At 73.0% G+C, this 16,552-nt stretch carries 11 protein-coding genes; 4 read left to right on the top strand and 7 right to left on the bottom strand.

The window, feature by feature from the left end; genetic code table 11:
- Positions 1–59 precede the first annotated feature (59 nt).
- The 4 genes from PKE85_RS03255 to PKE85_RS03240 all read right to left on the bottom strand — a co-directional run bounded on the left by PKE85_RS03255 (position 60) and on the right by PKE85_RS03240 (position 3,383).
- Positions 60–1,100 carry a YcjF family protein gene (locus tag PKE85_RS03255; protein WP_271203352.1) on the bottom strand — a complete coding sequence of 347 codons (1,041 nt, stop codon included), beginning with the start codon at positions 1,098–1,100 and terminating at the stop codon, positions 60–62.
- Between the two features lie 14 nt (positions 1,101–1,114).
- On the bottom strand, positions 1,115–2,590 hold the full coding sequence (locus PKE85_RS03250) for a YcjX family GTP-binding protein (protein WP_271203351.1): 1,476 nt from the start codon (positions 2,588–2,590) through the stop codon (positions 1,115–1,117).
- The gene (locus PKE85_RS03245; RefSeq protein ID WP_271203350.1) at positions 2,587–3,114 is read right to left on the bottom strand and encodes a SixA phosphatase family protein; all 528 of its coding nucleotides are present in this window, start codon (positions 3,112–3,114) and stop codon (positions 2,587–2,589) included. Before PKE85_RS03245 ends, PKE85_RS03250 begins: the two co-directional genes overlap by 4 nt.
- 86 nt (positions 3,115–3,200) lie before the next feature.
- Positions 3,201–3,383 carry a hypothetical protein gene (locus PKE85_RS03240; protein ID WP_271203349.1) on the bottom strand — a complete coding sequence of 61 codons (183 nt, stop codon included), beginning with the start codon at positions 3,381–3,383 and terminating at the stop codon, positions 3,201–3,203.
- Positions 3,384–3,457: 74 nt separating this feature from the next.
- Between PKE85_RS03240 and PKE85_RS03235 the strand changes: the two genes are divergently transcribed.
- From PKE85_RS03235 to PKE85_RS03220, 4 genes are all read left to right on the top strand, one after another.
- Positions 3,458–3,823: an Hpt domain-containing protein gene (locus PKE85_RS03235; protein ID WP_271204066.1), complete on the top strand. Its 366-nt coding sequence runs from the start codon at positions 3,458–3,460 to the stop codon at positions 3,821–3,823.
- Positions 3,824–3,979: 156 nt separating this feature from the next.
- Positions 3,980–4,300, top strand: a complete 321-nt coding sequence (locus PKE85_RS03230; RefSeq protein WP_271203348.1) for a 2Fe-2S iron-sulfur cluster-binding protein — start codon at positions 3,980–3,982, stop codon at positions 4,298–4,300.
- A 259-nt stretch (positions 4,301–4,559) separates the two neighbouring features.
- A complete protein-coding gene (locus tag PKE85_RS03225) occupies positions 4,560–5,516 on the top strand; it encodes a GGDEF domain-containing response regulator (protein ID WP_271203347.1) in 957 nt (318 codons plus the stop codon).
- A gap of 285 nt (positions 5,517–5,801) precedes the next feature.
- Positions 5,802–13,415 carry an apolipoprotein A-IV repeat region-like domain-containing protein gene (locus tag PKE85_RS03220; RefSeq protein ID WP_271203346.1) on the top strand — a complete coding sequence of 2,538 codons (7,614 nt, stop codon included), beginning with the start codon at positions 5,802–5,804 and terminating at the stop codon, positions 13,413–13,415.
- Between the two features lie 278 nt (positions 13,416–13,693).
- Here the strand turns inward: PKE85_RS03220 and lpxB are convergent, their stop codons facing one another.
- Genes lpxB through lpxA form a run of 3 tightly spaced genes read right to left on the bottom strand, consistent with a single transcriptional unit; the run spans position 13,694 to position 16,538 of the window.
- A complete protein-coding gene (lpxB, locus tag PKE85_RS03215) occupies positions 13,694–14,881 on the bottom strand; it encodes a lipid-A-disaccharide synthase (protein WP_271203345.1) in 1,188 nt (395 codons plus the stop codon).
- Complete coding sequence (locus tag PKE85_RS03210; RefSeq protein ID WP_271203344.1) at positions 14,878–15,729, bottom strand: LpxI family protein; 852 nt, start codon at positions 15,727–15,729, stop codon at positions 14,878–14,880. The genes lpxB and PKE85_RS03210 overlap by 4 nt, the downstream gene beginning before the upstream one ends.
- Positions 15,726–16,538, bottom strand: a complete 813-nt coding sequence (lpxA, locus tag PKE85_RS03205) for an acyl-ACP--UDP-N-acetylglucosamine O-acyltransferase (RefSeq protein WP_271203343.1) — start codon at positions 16,536–16,538, stop codon at positions 15,726–15,728. The genes PKE85_RS03210 and lpxA overlap by 4 nt, the downstream gene beginning before the upstream one ends.
- Positions 16,539–16,552: the final 14 nt, after the last annotated feature.

Here is a 16,552-nt window from a genome sequence, read left to right as displayed (position 1 = left end):
CGCACCTCCGGATCCGCGCGGTCGCTTTCCCCTGAGCTTTCGCCCGAGCCGACCTTGCGTCAGGCCTTCGGGGCCGTGTCGAACAGGTTGCCGGCCACCGAGCGCACCGTGGGCGGGGCGCGCTCGATGAAGGGCAGCGGGCGGCACACCGCCATGGCCGCAAGGCCCACCCGGGCGGTGAGCAGACCGTTCAACACCCCTTCGCCCAGCCGCGCCGACAGCCGGGCGGCGAGGCCGTGGCCCACCACCTGCTCCAGCAACCCGTCGCCGACGCCCATGCCGCCGGTGACGGCGAGATGGGCGGCCACATGCTTGGCGAGCTTGAGAAAGCCGAGCGCGCCCGGCCTGCCGCCATAGATCGTCCCGATCCGGCGGATCAGGCGCACGGCCTCGATCAGCACCACGCCCACGTCGATCAGCGCCCGCGGCGACACGGCGGTGACCACGGACACCCGCTTGGCCGCGCCGGCGATGGCGCGGGTGGCCTCGGCGTCGAGCGCGGTCATGAGTTCGCGCTCGGCGATGCGCAGCCGGTCGGAACCGTCCACGATCTCGTCCCGGTGGGCGGCGATGGCGGCGCGGGCGCGCGCCGTCTCCGGCCGGCCGGAATAGAGCGCGACCACGTCGTCCACCACCTTGCGGGCGGCCGCGGCGTCGTCGCTCACATGGGCGGCGCCGGCCGCGGCGCGCAGGTCCTCGATCCGCGCCAGCCGCATCAGCGCCGCGCCCTCGCGCGCGACGATGGCGAGGCCCGCCACGACCGCCAGCGCGGCGAGACCGAACGCGAACCAGCCGAGCAGATCGGAGCGGGCGAACAGATCCTCCACCACCCGCGTCGCCCACAGACCCAGCGCCAGGCTGGCGAGCGCGCCCAGCGCGCCCCAAAACAGGGCGCCCAGCGACGGCAGCTTCCGTTTCGGCCGCGGCGCCGGCTCGACCGCCGCCGGCTCGCCGGCCTCGAAGGCGTCCGGCTGGGAAGTCAGCACCACCCCGCCGCGCGCGGTCGCCACCGTCTCGTCCGGCGCGGCCATGACCACGGAAGGGTCGTTGAGGCGGAACGCCGCCGGACGGCGCGAAGGTTTGGGAGCATCGTCGGTCATGCGCGTGCGGCCTCTCAGATCAGCGCGTCGCCGATCAGGAATTCCATCGTCCGGTCGAGGCGGATGTGCGGCAGGTGGACCACGCCGCGCTCCGGCGCCAGCCGGGGCGGCCGGAACTTGATGAAGCGCAGGTCGCCGCCGTCCTCGCTCTGGGCGCGGCCGCGATAGCCGTCGGCGCGCAGCGCCACCTCCGGGTCCGCCGGCAGGTCGCCGGGGAACACCGCGATCTCCTCCTCGCCGTCGAAGATCTGGCCGTTCGAGCTTTCGCCCTTCTCCGGCACGCCGACGATCACCGGAAGCTCCTCCCGGCCCTGCCGCGCCGAGGCCTCGCGGGTGGCGCGCACCGCGGCAAGCGCCACCACGTCCACCGCCGCGCCGCCGAACTCGGCGCGCTCGATGGCCCGGCCCACGAGCCGGCGCAGGATGGCCTCCAGCCGGTCGTGGCTGGTGTGGTGCAGATGGTCGGCCTTGGTGGCGGCGAACAGCAGCCGGTCCACCTTGGGGCGGAACAGGCTGGTGATCCACGAGTTGCGGCCGTGCCGGAAGGCCGAGAGCACGTCGGTGAGCGCGGTCTCCAGATCGGCCACCGCCTCGGGCCCGGCGTTCAGCGCGGCGAGCGCGTCCACCAGCACGATCTGGCGGTCGAGCCGGGCGAAATGGTCCCGGAAGAACGGCTTCACCACATGGGCGAGATAGCTCTCGTAGCGCCGCTCCATCATGGCCCAGAGCGAGCCTGCGGGCGCATCGCCCTCGGCCGGAACGTCGAGCGGCGCGAAGGTCAGCGCCGGGCTGCCGTCGAGGTCGCCCGGCATCAGGAACCGGCCCGGCGGCAAAGTGGACAGCGCCACCCGCTCGGAGCGGCCCGCGATCAGATAGGCCCGGAACAGCTCGGCCGCCGTGCGGGCGGCCATCTCGTCCTCCGGCGCCGACGGATCGAGGGTGGCGAGATGGGCGCGCCACGCGGCGGCGATCGGCGCGCGGGTGCGCCCTTCGGAGGCGGCGAGAGTCTTGCGGGACCAGGTGCGGAAGTCCTGCGACAGCAGCGCCAGGTCCAGCAGCCATTCGCCGGGATAGTCCACGATGTCGAGCGTCAGCCGGCGCCCGGGCTTCTGGCGGCTGAGGAAGCCGGAGCGGCTCTCGAAATCCACCACCACCCGCAGTTCGGAGATGCGGCGGGTGCCTTCCGGCCAGCGGCGATCCGGCCCGGTCAGCGCCGCGAGATGGCTTTCCACCTCGAAGCGCGGCACGGCGTCGTCCGGTTGCGGCGCAAGCGCGGCGGACGCGATCCGACCCTCCGCATAGGCGCGGAAGGCCGGCAGCCGGCCGCCCCTGGTCAGAGCCTGCACCAGCGCGGTGAGAAACACGGTCTTGCCCGCGCGCGACAAGCCGGTGACGCCGAGCCGGAGCGTGGGATCCAGCGTCCCGGCGGCGGCGTCCATCAGGCTGCGCGCGGCGATCCGCGCCTCATGCGCCAGGCTTTCGAACATCATTCCTCGCCGAGGCCGAGCATTTTCGGCGTGATGAAGCGGTCGAGCCGCGCGGTTCCGGGGCCAAGCTCGCTCCAGCCGTCGAACGGCGTGTCGAGCACCGCGATCGCCGCCGTCGGGAACTTGGCGGACAGGGCGCGGCGCGCCTCGGGATCGCCGGAGCCGGCGAGGCGCTCGGTGAGATCTCCGAGCCCCGGATTGTGGCCGACGAGCATCAGCGTCTGGACCTCCGGCGACGTGCGGCGGACCGTCTCCAGCAGCGTCTCGTCCGACGCCTCGTAGATCTCGTCCAGGAATTCGGCGGTCGGCGCGGGGGTGAAGGCGGCCTTGGCGAGGCTCCAGGTGCGCACGGTGCGCAAGGCGGTCGAGCACAGCACGAGGTCCGGCCGGAAGCCGCGCCCCGCGAGCCAGGCCCCCATCGGGCCTGCGACACGCCGGCCCCGCGGCGCCAGGCCGCGCTCATGGTCGGTCGCGGCTTCGCCGGTCCAGTCGGATTTGGCGTGCCGGAAGAGAATCAGGCGTCGCATTTCGCTCCTTGAAGGGCGTTGGGCCGCCGCGCGGAGCGGCGAGCCGGGAAGTGGGATGTGGATCAGGATTTCTCAACCCTGTTTCTTCACCGCTCGGAAACCCTCTCGGGCTTTCCATCGTGGAAGGCGCGGTGAACGGCGGATGAACGGCCCGTTCGGATCGAGTTCAACGCGACCGAGCCACCTTCCAGATCGTGGCCCAGATGCCACGCCGACGAAGAAGCTTTGGTGAACGCCGTTTCGAGCCGTTTCCGCCCCAGTTTGGTCATGGACGGCCATCAGTAACGACAGGGCCGTTCCGCGGCGTATTTCGCGGACGTGGAGTGAAGTCATCGTGAGCATCATGGAACAATATGAACAACGTGCGGGCGCGTCGCTCGCTGAGGCGATCGACGTCGCCCATCTCGCCCGCCAGACCCTCGGCGACCGGACGCTTGAGCGCGAGGTGCTGGAGCTGTTTCGTCGGCAGGCCCGCATCCTTCTCTTCCGCTTCGAGGCGCTGACCAACCCGGTCGAGCGCGCCGAGGTGGCGCACACGCTGAAGGGCTCGGCCCGCGGCGTCGGCGCCAACCGCGTGGCCTTCGCGGCCGAGGAGCTCGAGCGCGCCGCCAACGCCGGCGAGCCCACCGGCAAGGCGCTGGCCGAGGTCGCCGAGGCGATCGCGGAATGCGCGTCCGCCATCGAGCTGCGCTTCGGTTTCGACCGCTGACCCTTCGCGCCGCGCGCCTCGCCGTCCTGCCCGCGTTCCCCCGCTGCGGCTCAGGGGCGCTGGCGCGCTTTCGCGAAACGTTCTAAGAGCCCGTCCGAGACGGGAGCGGCCCGCGTCAAGCGGCATCCGCTCCCCCGCAGGAAGGACGGGTGAGTCATGGCCAGCATCACCTTCATCGACCAGTCCGGCGCGGAGCGGGTCGTCGAAGCCCGGGACGGCCAGACCGTGATGGAAGCGGCCGTCATCAACGACGTGCCCGGCATCGACGCGGATTGCGGCGGCGCCTGCGCCTGCGCCACCTGCCATGTCTACGTTGACGACGCCTGGCGCGAAGCCGTCGGAGCTCCCTCCCCCATGGAGGAGGACATGCTGGACTTCGCCTTCGACGTCCGGCCCAGCAGCCGCCTTTCCTGCCAGATCAAGATGTCTTCGGCCCTTGACGGCCTGCGGGTGACGACGCCCGAACGGCAGGGCTGACGCCGGACGGCCGGCCGCGCCTCACGCCGCCCATCTTTGGCGCGGTAGCGCGCACATTTTTTTTGCGGCGTCTGTTTACGCGCCGTTCAGCGCGCGGGCCCATATCTTCCCTTCGACCGTTGGATAAGCCTTTCGGATGATTCTGTTCCGCGTGTGCGGCGCAGCAATCCGCGTGACAAGGGTTGCGCATCCGACGTAAGACCTGAATGCACGCTTGCGTTGTGCTTCTGGCAAGCTCGTCATGTGGAACAGCGGTGGCATGAAGATCGTCCTCGTTGACCCCAGCCGGCTTATTCTGAAAGTGACCTCGGGATATCTCGCGGAGACGGGATATCAGGTCTCCCCGTTCACGGACGCCACGGACGCGCTCGCCCATCTCAAGGATGATCCGGACGTGGAGGTGCTTGTCACGGGCCTTGAGCCGCATGGCATGAGCGGGCTCGACCTGTGCCGGCTCGCCCGCGAGCTCGCAGGCGCGCGGCGCGCCCTGCATGTGGTCGTGATGTCCTCCACCTCCGAAAGCCGCCGCATCGCCGAAGCCCTCGACGCCGGCGCCGACGACTTCATGAGCAAGCCGCCGCAGCCGGAGGAGTTTCTGGCGCGCCTGCGCGTCGCGGCCCGCGCCACCGCAGCGCAACGTGACCTTCTACGGCTCGCCACCACCGACAGCCTCACCGGTCTTCTGAACCGCCGGGCGTTCTTCGAGACGGTGGACGAGATGCCGGAGAGCTCCGTCTGCCTCGCGATGTTCGACATCGACCGCTTCAAGCAGATCAACGACAGTTTCGGCCACGCCGCCGGGGATCAGGTCATCGCCGCGGTGGCGGGAGAAGCCGGGCTTTCGGACGGAGTCGCCGGCCGGCTCGGCGGCGAGGAATTCGCCCTTCTGATCCCGCAGGCGCGTCTCGTCGACGCCATCGACCTGTGTGAGGATCTGAGGATGCGCATCGCAGCGCTCTCCTTCGCCGAGATTCACGAGAACCTGCGGGCGACCTGCAGTTTCGGCGTGGTCGCCCGTGGCGAGAACGAGGATGTGGGCGCCGCCCTGCAGCGCGCCGACATCGCGCTTTACGCGGCGAAAAGCTCGGGCCGCAATCGGGTGGTCGCCGCCACCGCCCCGGACGAGCGGCGCACCATCGTCATGGACCGGGCGCGGAAGCCGCTCTCCGACGAGAGCGACGCGCTTCGGGACCGGCCCCGCGTCCGCGAGGCCTGACGCTCGCAGTTCCCCTGATCCTCTTCATGGTGAACAAGGCGTTAACGACGTTTGCCAATCGTCGGATTCCGCTGTTCTCTAGTCGCCTCAGGGCCGGTAGCATCTGAAGCGTCGAAAACCGCGTCTGCGATCGTGTGATCGCGGGGCGGTCACGGCGCGCCAGTAGCCGCTGGCGCAGCGGCTTCCCCGAAGCCGCGCCGCCCAAATCCGGGCTCCGCCGCGTATTGGCGGGACCGGACCAAAGCGACCGATGTGTATGAGTGTACGGACGCGAGGCTAGAGACGATGGCGAATCCGCAATCTGCCAAGGACCCCGCCGAAGCGGCCCTTTCCGCCATCGAACAGGCGCTCAATCTGGTGGCGCCCGACGCCAAGGCGACGGTGGAGACCCCGAAGTCCGCCGAGCCTGCCGCGCCGGCGAGCGGAGCCGCTGGACCCGAGACGCCGCCTCCGCCCTCTTCCGCCACGCCCGAGCGCCGACCGGGCCGCGCCGCCCGCCGCGCGCCGGCCGCCAACGACGACGGCCGTTCCTTCGCCCACATCGTCTATGCGCTGCAGCGCAAGCCTTCCGGCCTCCCGTTCCTGCTGGCCGCCGCGGCCTCCTTCGTCTGGGCCGCGCTCGGCGCCGCCTATGCGGTGCAGGTGATCGGCGTCGGCTCCGGCGCGGTCGACCTCACAGCCGCCGGAACGCAGGCTCATCTCGCCGCGCTGGTGGTCGGCGTGTTCACGCCCATCGCCTTCTTCTTCATGATGGCGACCCTGTCCTGGCGCGCCCAGGAGATGCGCCTCGTCGCCCGCTCCATGACGGAGGTGGCGCTGCGCCTCACCGAACCGGAAGCCATTTCGACCGAGGCCGTCACCTCGCTCGGCCAGGCCGTGCGCCGCGAGGTCGCCGCCATGGGCGACGGCGTCGAACGCGCCGTGAGCCGCGCGGGCGATCTCGAATCGCTGGTGCGCGGCGAGGTGACGTCGCTGGAGCGCGCCTTCCACGACAACGAGGTGCGCATCCGCACCCTGATCGGCGAGCTGCAGAGCCAGCGCGACGCCATCGAGGGCAACGCCGAGCGCCTGCGCGGCGCGATCGCCGACGCGCACCAGTCGCTCGACCGCGACCTCACCGCCGCCTCCGCGCTGCTGGCGGCGAACGTGGCCGAGACCGGCTCGCGCCTCTCCGAGCAGCTCGACGCCCGCGGCTTCGAGATCACGTCCTCCATCGCCCAGGCCGGCGAAAGCGTGCTGTCCGCCGTCAACGCCCGCGGCGGCGATCTGGTGAGCCAGCTCACCGCCGCCGGCGCGGACATCACGCGGGCCATTGAGGACGGCGCCGGCCGCTTCGCCTCCGAACTCGCTGAAAAGAGCGACGCCGCCCGCGCCACGCTGAACGACGCCGGCGACCTGCTGTTCCGCACGCTGGACGAGCGCGCGATCCTCGTCGTCGACCGCCTGACCGCCTCAGGCGTGGAGCTGGACGAGCGGCTGGCCCGCGTCAGCGAGCAGGTCTCGACCGCGCTGGAGACCCGCGGCGAAGCGGTCGCGGCGGAGATCGAGCGCTCCGGCGCCGCCACCCTGGACGCGGTCGACCGGCGCTCCGCCGACATCGTCACCCGTCTGGAGACCTCGGGCGCCGACGTCGCCCGCGCCTTCGGCGAACGGGCGGACGGCGTGCTCGGCGCGCTGAGCGCCGCCGCCAGCGACTTCGACCGCGGCTTCGGCGACCGGGCGAAGGACACCCTGGATCTGATCACGGGCCGCTCGGGCGAAACCCTCGCCGCGCTGCAGGCGACGGGCGACGCCATCACGTTCGCGCTGGACGACAAGGCGCAGGCGATCGCCTCCCGCCTTTCGGAGCTGTCGTCGCGGGTCGCCGACGACCTGTCCGCCCGCGGGACGGAGGCGACCGACGCCCTGCGGAACGCTGGCGAGAGCGCGACCGAAACCTTCCTGTCGCGCGCGGACGACGTCATCCGCGCCGTCTCCGAGCGCGTGGGCGAGACCGCCGACACGCTCCGTCTCGTCGGCTCGGACCTCGACCGGAGCCTGTCCTCCCGGACCGCGGAGATCACGGACGGCGTCCGCGCCGCCGGCGACGATCTGCTGGAGCGCCTCGCCCGCCATCAGGACAGCGTCGCCTCGCGCCTCGACGAGACCGGGAGCACGCTGGTGGAGGCCGTGTCTTCGCGGGTGGGCGACATCGCCGACCGCGTCGCGGACTCGGCCGCGCGCATGCACGAGGCCGTCACCGTCCACGGCGTCGATCTGGAGCGCCGCTTCGCCGAGGACGGCGAGCGGCTGGCGAGCCTGCTCGAAAGCCACGGCGACGAGATCTCCACCCGCATCGTCGCCGCCAGCGACCGCGTCCACGACGCGATCGTGGTGCGCAGCGGCGACGTGGAGCGCGATTTCGAGGCCGCGGGCGAGCGCATCGTCGGCGCGATTGAGGCCCGATCCGCCGCCGCCCGCGAAACGCTGGAGACCGCCTCCGTCACCATCGCCGACGTGCTGGTCGAGCGCGGCGGCGCGCTGGTGAGCCAGCTCGGCGACGTGGCCGAACGCATTCACGAGGTGGTCGTGGCCCGCGGCGGCGAGCTGGAGACCCGGCTTTCCGGCGTCGGCGACCGCCTGGGCGGCGCCATCGACGAGCGCGCCAAGGCGGCGGAAGCCGCGTTCGACGCCTCCGCCGGACGCATCTCCGCCGGCGTCGAGCAGAAGCTCACGGCGTTCGAGACGCGCCTGTCCGGCGTGCGGGCGTCCGTCGCCGAGACCCTGTCCGAGCAGGGCGGCGCCCTCGCCGCCAACATCGCCGACGCCGCGGAGCGCCTGCACCAGATCGTCGCGGTGCGCGGCGCGGAGCTGCAGCGCCGCTTCGAGACCTCCGGTCAGGCGCTGGATTCCAGCCTCGAAGCGCGCGCCGCGGATGTGGCCGGTCAGCTCGACGGCGTGGTGGAGCGCCTGTCCTCGCAGATCGACCTGCGCCTCCGGGCGTTCGAGACCCAGCTCGCCGACGCCGGCGGCTCGGTCAGCGACGTCATCGCCGAGCGCGGCGGCGCCCTCGTCGACACCTTGGGAGAGACCACCGGCCGGCTGCACGAGATCGTGGTGGTGCAGGGCGCGGATCTGGAGCAGCGGCTCGTCGAGGCCGGCGCCGCGCTCAGCGCGCGCCTGGACGAACGCGCCAGCGCCACCGAGACCCGAATCGACGCCGCGGCGGTCCGCATGTCGGACAACGTCGAGGCCAGGCTGTCCGCCTTCGAAACGCAGCTTGGCGGCGTAAGCGCCTCGGTCGCCGGAGTGCTGACCGATCGCGGCGGCGAGCTCACCGCCGCCGTCACCGAGGCCGCTGGCCGCATTCATGAGGCGGTGGTGCTGCGCGGCGGAGAGCTGCGCGACCGTCTGGAGCAGGCGGAGACGCGGCTGGCGGAGACCATCGCCGACCGCGCCGGGGCCGCGGAGACGGCGCTGGACGCCGCCAGCGAACGGCTGGGCTCCGAGCTCGACCGCCGCATCGCCGCGCTCGGCCTGCGTCTGGACGACGCCGGCGCCGGCGTCGCGGACCGCCTCACGGGCGAGGTGGAGAAGGCCGAGCGCATGCTCGCCGACGCCGCCGGCCTGGTGGCCTCGCGGCTCGACGACGGCGCGACCGCCGCGAAGGACACGCTCGGCGCGATCATCGCCGAGTTCGGCGCGACGCTCGACGCCCGCGTCGCGGACGTGCGCGACCAGCTCCAGCGGTCCGGCGGCGACATCGGCCAGTCCATCGTGCAGCGCGGCGAGAAGCTCGCCGAAGCGCTGGCCCTCACCGCCCGCCAGCTCGGCGAAGAGATCTCCGCCCGCGGCGGCGACGTGAACGAGGCGCTCGCCCGCCAGCTCGCGGCCGTGGAGCGCGCCTTCGGCGAGGACGCCAGCGGCGTCGTCGCCCGGCTGTCGGAGGCCGGCGGCCGCTTCGCCGGCGAGATCGGCGACCGCGTCGGCGAGGTGGAGCAGGCCCTGCGCGATCAGGGCGGCGAGATCGCCAACCGCATCGGCGAGCGGGTCGCCGCGCTGGAGGAGGCGCTCGGCGCCCGCGTCGGCGCGCTGGACGGCCGGCTGGAGGCCTTCGACGGCGCCGTGGCCGAGCGGCTCGCCGGCTTCGTGGAGCGCATCGACACCCTCGACGGCGCCTCGCGCCAGCATGTGCGCGCGCTCGACAAGCGCATCGAGCGGCTGGATCAGACGCTCGAGAGCCGCGCCACGCAGTTCGACGACAAGGTGGCCGGCCTCGAGACCGTGATCGGTGACCGGCTCGGCGCCCTCGACGGCCAGATCCTGCGCTTCGACGACCTGCTCGCCGAGCGCGTCGGCGCGCTCGACGGCAAGGTGGACGCCATCGACCGGGTGATCGGCGAGCGGATCGACGTGTTCGACGACCGCGTCGGCGCGCTCGACGCCACGCTCGACAGGCGCTTCGGCGCCATGACCGAGCGCGTGGGCGCGCTCGACGAGACGCTCGCGGAGCGCGTCGGAGGCTTCAAAGCCGCGGCCGAAGGGGTGAGCGAGGCGCTGGCGGCCAACGCCCAGACCTTCGACGAGCGCGCCACTGCGCTCGCCCGCACGGTCGCGGGCCGGCTCGCCAACTTCGGCGCCAAGGCCGCCGATCTGGAGAAGGTTCTCGCCGAGCGGATGGACGGCTTCACGGCCCGCGCCGGCGAGCTCGACACGGCGGTCGCCGAGCGGCTCGGCGGCTTCGACCAGCAGTTCGGCGGACGTCTGAGCGCGCTGGCCGAAACGCTCGAAAGCCGCATCGCCCGCGTGGACGACGGCCTCGACGCCCGCACCCGCGCGCTCAACGAAACGCTGGCCACCCGCACGCTGGAGCTTGCCCGCACGCTGGGCGAAGGCTCCACGGCCGTCACCAGCGCTCTCGCCGACCGCGCCGCGACCTTCGCGACCGAACTCGCCGACAAGACCGAAGGCCTCGTCGCCACCTTCGAGGAGAAGGCCGCGGCCGTGTCCGCCACGCTTGGCGAAAAGGCGCAGGAGACCGCCGGCGCGCTGGACGCGCGCATCGGCCGGTTCGAGCGCACCATCTCCGGCCGCATCGACGCCGCCTCGGGCGCCCTGCAGAGCCGCGCCGAAGCCCTCGCCGACCTCATCGGCGGCAAGGCCGACGGGGTGGCGGCGACGCTCGCCGAGACCACGGAGCGTCTTCAGTCCGATCTTGCCCGGCTGGGCGACGAGGCCGGCGAGCGCATCGCCGGCCGTCTCGCGGAGGTGGCGTCCGCGCTTGAGGCGACCGAGGCGCGGCTGCAGAGCCGCGGCGACGGCCTCACGGCGAGCCTCGCGGACAAGGCCGACAGCGTCGTCACGGCGCTGGCGGACGCCACCGCCCGCATCTCGGGCGATCTCGGCCGCTTGGGCGACGAGACCGGCGAGCGCATCGCCGGCCGGCTCGCGGATGTTGTGTCCGCGCTCGAGGCGACCGAAGCCCGGCTGCAGAGCCGCGGCGACGGGCTCACGGCGAGCATCGCGGACAAGGCCGATGGCGTCGTCACGGCGCTGGCGGACGCAACGGCCCGCATCTCGGGCGATCTCGGCCGCATGGCGGATGACGCCGGCGACCGCATCGCCGGCCGCATGGCCGATGTGGCGAACGCGCTCGAGGCCGCGGAAGCCCGGCTGCAGAGCCGCGGCGACGGGCTGGCCGAAACGATCTCCGCCGCGTCCGACGGCCTCGCTCTGACGCTGGCGGACGCGGCCGGCCGCATCGAGACCGATCTCGGCCGTCTGGCGGACGACGCCGCCAACCGGATCGCCGGCCGCATGTCGGACATCACCACCGTGCTGAAGGCCGCCGAGACGGACCTGAAGCAGCATGGCGACGGTCTGGCGCATCGCATCGCCGGCGGCGCGGAGACGGTCGCGGCCGCCATGTCCCAGGCCTCGAACCGCGTCGAGAACGATCTCGCGCGCTTTGCGGACGACGTGGCGGGCCGCCTTGAGGGCCGCATGGCCGAAATCGCCGACACGATCGACCGCGGCGGCGCCTCGGTCTCCGACGTCATCGCGCGGCAGGGCGTCGCCCTCACCCGCGAACTGGCGACGGTCGCCGACGCCATGGCCGAGGAGTTCGACGGCCGTCTCGCCGGCGTGTCGGACACGCTGGGCGGCCGCGCCGCGGAGCTGCGCGAGGCGCTCGACGCGCTGAACGGCGACCTGCTGCGCACCTTCGAGACCAAGGGCGCGGAGACGATCGCGGGCCTCAGCGGCGTCGCGGACCGGCTGCGGCTCACCTCGCATCGCCTGGGCGAGAGCTTCACCGTGGAGACGGCCAAGAGCGTCGAGACGCTGGACGAGGCGGCCAAGCGGCTGCAGGCGGCCATGTCCGACGCCAGCGCCACGCTGTCGGCCACCTTCGCCCGCGAAAGCCGCCGGGCCATGAGCGGCCTCACCCAGACCCACGCCGCCATCAGCACGGAGCTGACCGAGGCGCTGACCCGTCTCGGCGACTCCAACGCCGCGCTGCAGGCGGTGCTGAACGACGCCGGCGCCCGGCTTGGGCTGGTGGAAAGCGATCTCGGCGCCCGCGTGTCCGCCTTCGAGGACATGATGGCCGACATCGCCGAGGCCTCGACCCGCGCCGGAGACACGGTGGGCGCGCAGACCAGCGCGCTGCGCGACCTGTCCACCACCGTGCTGGCCAAGGTGACCGAGGTCTCGCGCCAGCTCGACCGCCAGACGCTCTCCATCGCGGATGTGGCCGACGCGCTCGACGGCACCCAGAGCCGACTCGCCTCCGAGCTGGAGGAGCGGCGCTCGGCGCTGGAGATCCTGTCCGCGGGCCTCTCCACCAAGGCGGAGGACCTGTCCCGCACGCTCGCCGGCTACGCCGCCTCCATCGACGAACATCTCGGCCGCTCCGAGCAGCGCGCCCGCCGGGTCGCCGAAGGGCTTGCGGCGCAGGTGGGCGCCACCGCGCAGTCGATCTCCGAGGAGTTCGAGAAGGTGCGGACCCTCGGCGAGACCGAGCGGGAGAAGACCGCCGCGGCGCTCAAGGCCGCCAACGAGGAGGCCGGCCGCGACATCGCCCGCATGCTGGGCGACGCCAGCGCCCGCTTCTCCGACGTGACGCGCGAGATGCGCGGCATGACCAAGACGATCGAGGCGGAGCTCGCCGCCACCCGCGACCAGCTGCGCCGCGGCCTGTTCGACATGCCCAAGGAGGCGGAGGAGAACGCAGCCGAGCTGCGCCGCGTGGTGGCGGACCAGATCAAGGCACTGACGGCGCTCGGCGAGATCGCCGCGCGCCACGGCGCCGCGCTGGACGTGGCCGAGCCCGGCCGCGTCCTCCCGAGTCAGCAGGCCCAGGCGGCGGTCGCCCGCCCCGCGGCGCCCCGGCCGGCCGCTCCGGCGCCCCGGCTGACGGCGCCGCAGCCGCCCGCCCCTGCCCCTGACGACAAGGACGATGGCGGCAGCTGGATTTCCGGCCTGCTCGCCCGCGCCTCCCGCGACGACGAGCCCAAGGCGGCGCCGGCCCGCAAGCCGACGCCCGCGCCCCAGCAGCGCCCGCCCCATCACGCGATCGAGTCGCTCGACAGCCTGTCGGTGGACATCGCGCGCATGATCGACCATCAGGCGGTCGCGGAGCTGTGGGACCGCTACCGCCGGGGCGAGCGCAACGTCTTCACCCGGCGGCTCTACACCCTGCAGGGCCAGCAGACCTTCGAGGAAATCCGCCGCAAGTACGGCTCGGAGCCCGAGTTCCGGGCGACCGTGGACCGCTACGTGGCGGAGTTCGAGCGCCTGCTCGCCGAGATCGCCGATGACGACGCCGACGGCCGCATCACCGACGGCTACCTGACCTCGGAGACCGGCAAGGTCTACACCATGCTCTCCCACGCGGCCGGCAAGTTCGACCCGCGCTGAGCCGGGGCGTCGGTGGAGCCTGAGCGGATGCTCAGGCTCCACCGACCGCTCTCTTCGTCATGCCCGCGCGTTCGCGCGGGTATCCACGACTTGCCCCCGGGCGACGCTCAAGCGCGCGAAGTCGTGGATGCCCGAGACAAGCTCGGGCATGACGGCAGGGTCGGGGGCTGGCGGCGAGCGAGCCTGCGGACGGCTTCGGCCACGCGCTTTAAGACAAAGGCCCCGGAGCGTGCTGCTCCGGGGCCTTCGTCGTTGTCGGATCTGCGCTGACGCGTGGCTTACCCGGCCGGGCGGCGACCCCGCTCCCAGGCCGCGAGCGTCACCTCTGCGGCGCGCTCCGACGGCGTCACGCCGTCGGGCAGGCGCATGACGGCGTCGAGCCGGGCGAGCGCCGCACGCTGCGCCGCGCGCTCCGGGCTGGCGTGAAGCAGCGGCGCAAGCTCCGCCGTCAGACGTTCCGGCGTGGCGTCGCGGTGGACGCATTCGGGGATGGCGCGCTCGCCGAGGATCAGGTTGGGCAGCAGGATGAACGGCGCCTCGATGCGGATGAACGGCTCCAGCAGCGGCGCGAACCATTCGAGCCGGTAGGCCGCCGCGGTCGGCACGCCCGCGAGCGCGAGCTCCAGCGTCACGGTGCCGGACGCCGCGAGCGCCGCCTGCCCCGCCCGGAACGCCGCCAGCTTCTCCGCCTCGCCCAGCACGATCCGCGGCGGCGCCGGCCAGTCGGCGGCCATGCGGCGGATGTCGTCCGCGAGCCGCTCCGTGGTCGGCAGCGTGACCTCGAACCTGTGGCCGGCCGCCGCCAGCCGGCGCAGCGTTTCGCCGAAGAGCGGCATGTGCCGGTGCGCGACCCCGGCCCGGCTGCCCGGCAGAACCAGCAGACGCGCCGGCCCCTGCCCGATCTCCGCCCGCTCTCCGGGCGCGGGACGCAGCTCGTGAAGGCGCTCGATCAGCGGATGGCCCACATAGGCGCAGGGCGGACCGCCGAGCCGCTCATGGGCGGCGGGCTCGAACGGCAGCAGCGCGAGCACCTGGTCCACGTAAGCGCGCATCGCCCTGGCCCGGCCGGGCCGCCAGGCCCAGACGGAAGGCGAGACGTAATCGACGATCGGCACGTCCGGCCGGGCCGCGCGCAGGCGCCGCGCCACCCGGTGGGTGAAATCGGGGCTGTCGACGATGACGAGCAGGTCCGGCGGGTCGGCGATCAGGCTGTCCGCCGTCTCGCGGATGCGCCGCAGCAGCGTGGGCAGCCGGGCGATGACGGGGCCGACGCCCATCACCGCCACGTCCTCCATGGGAAACAGCGTCTCGACGCCCGCCGCCAGCATGCGGGGGCCGGCTACGCCCCGGAACCGGACGCCCTCGCCCAGCCGGCGCCGCAGCGCCTGCGCCAGTTCCGCCCCGAGCGCGTCGCCCGAGCGCTCGCCCGCGACGATGGCGATGCGGCGGGGCGACGGCCCGCTCATGAGGCCCCGTAGGCGCCTTGCGGGATGCCCGCGAGGAACAGGCCGCCCTCGTCCGCCATGGCGATGACCCGCGCCTGCTCCGCGATCAGCACGCCGCCCGCGGCGACCGCGATCCCCGCAAGCCCGGCCTGGATCGCCAGTTCGACGGTGCGGGGGCCGATCGCCGGCAGGTCGATGCGCAGATCCTGGCCGGGCTTCGGCAGCTTGACCAGCACGCCGCCGCGGCCGTCGCGGCGCAGACGGCGCTTCTGCACCATGCGCGTCACCCGGCGCAGCATGCCGTCGGTGCCTTCCGCCGCCTCGATCGCCACCACGCGCGAGCCGAGCGCCACCGCCGCCTGACCCACGTCGAACGGCCCGAGCGCCGCCAGCACGCTCATGGCGGCCGACACCGCCTCGGCGCTGGCGCCGTCCGCCTCATGGGCGCCGAAGATGCCCTCCGGCGCCAGAAGCCCCGGCGCCGCCTCGCGCACCCCGATCACCCGGTAGCCGCGACTTTCCACGAACGTCACCAGCCCGCGCAGCAGCGCGTCGTCGCCGCCGGACAGCAGCCGCTTCAGCTCCGGCATGGCGATCAGCCCGGTCATGTCCAGGCCGAGATCCTTGATCGACGGCCGCTGAACCCCGCCGAGCAGGGTGATCTCGCGGGCGCCGGCGCCGTCCAGCGCCTTGAACAGCTTTCCCACCTCGCCGAGCCGCACCCAGACGTGCGGGAAGCGCTCGATCTCAGGGTCCGCAGCCCCGCGAAGGCCCACAAGGAACACCTCCCGGCCATCCGCCAGCGCGGCCTCCGCGGCTTCGATCGGCAGGCGGCCGGAACCGCAGATGAGCCCAACCGGAGCGCTCACCCGCGCGATCCCGGTTCCCCGGCGCGCGGGGTGCAGACGGCGCGATCCCCGCCCGCCCGGAGGAACGCCACCACCTCATCCACCAGCGGCGATCCGCCATGGGCGGTCGCGGCGGCGTCCACCCGATCCTTCAGCGTGCCAGCGCCTTCGCCGAACAGATCGCGGAAGGCGTGGCGCAGGGCGTGGATCGCCTCGCGCTCAAAACCGCGGCGGCGCAGGCCGACGATGTTGAGGCCGGCGAGCGACGCGCGGTCGCCCATGGCGAGGCCATAGGGGATCAGATCGTTCTCGAGGCCCGTGAGCCCGCCCACGAAGGCGTGCGCGCCGATGCGCACGAACTGGTGCGCGGCGGAGCCGCCGCCCATGATGACGAAGTCGCCGATGGTGACGTGCCCCGCCACCATGACGTTGTTCACCAGAATGACGTCATGGCCGATGCGGCAGTCATGGGCCACGTGGGAGCCCGCCAGCAGCGCGCAGCGATCGCCGATCTCGGTGACGAGGCCGCCGCCCTCGGTGCCGGGATTGACGGTCACGTTCTCCCGGATCAGCGCGTTGCGGCCGATCACGAGCCGGCTTTTCTCGCCCTTGAACTTCAGGTCCTGAGGCTGGTGGCCGATGGAGGCGAAGGGGAAGATCTGCGCGTTCTCGCCGATGGAGGTGCGCCCCTCCACCACCACATGGCTCTTCAGCGACGAGCCCGCGCCGATCTCGACCTCGGGACCGATCACGCAGAACGGACCGACGACGACGCCGTCGCCAAGGCGCGCGCCATCCGCGACGACCGCGGAAGGGTGGATGTCCGGCATGAAGGCTCCCGCTT

It is taken from the genome of Methylopila jiangsuensis (assembly GCF_027922305.1).
In the GTDB taxonomy this organism is placed as follows: domain Bacteria; phylum Pseudomonadota; class Alphaproteobacteria; order Rhizobiales; family Methylopilaceae; genus Methylopila; species Methylopila jiangsuensis.
This window is presented reverse-complemented; position numbering and strand designations above follow the sequence as displayed.

Excerpts from the sequence above, each read along its gene's own strand:
- PKE85_RS03255 (WP_271203352.1), bottom strand. The coding sequence starts at position 1,100 with ATGACCGACGATGCTCCCAAACCTTCGCGCCGTCCGGCGGCGTTCCGC.
- PKE85_RS03250 (WP_271203351.1), bottom strand. The coding sequence starts at position 2,590 with ATGATGTTCGAAAGCCTGGCGCATGAGGCGCGGATCGCCGCGCGCAGC.
- PKE85_RS03245 (WP_271203350.1), bottom strand. The coding sequence starts at position 3,114 with ATGCGACGCCTGATTCTCTTCCGGCACGCCAAATCCGACTGGACCGGC.
- PKE85_RS03240 (WP_271203349.1), bottom strand. The coding sequence starts at position 3,383 with ATGACCAAACTGGGGCGGAAACGGCTCGAAACGGCGTTCACCAAAGCT.
- PKE85_RS03235 (WP_271204066.1), top strand. The coding sequence starts at position 3,458 with ATGGAACAATATGAACAACGTGCGGGCGCGTCGCTCGCTGAGGCGATC.
- PKE85_RS03230 (WP_271203348.1), top strand. The coding sequence starts at position 3,980 with ATGGCCAGCATCACCTTCATCGACCAGTCCGGCGCGGAGCGGGTCGTC.
- PKE85_RS03225 (WP_271203347.1), top strand. The coding sequence starts at position 4,560 with ATGAAGATCGTCCTCGTTGACCCCAGCCGGCTTATTCTGAAAGTGACC.
- PKE85_RS03220 (WP_271203346.1), top strand. The coding sequence starts at position 5,802 with ATGGCGAATCCGCAATCTGCCAAGGACCCCGCCGAAGCGGCCCTTTCC.
- lpxB (WP_271203345.1), bottom strand. The coding sequence starts at position 14,881 with ATGAGCGGGCCGTCGCCCCGCCGCATCGCCATCGTCGCGGGCGAGCGC.
- lpxA (WP_271203343.1), bottom strand. The coding sequence starts at position 16,538 with ATGCCGGACATCCACCCTTCCGCGGTCGTCGCGGATGGCGCGCGCCTT.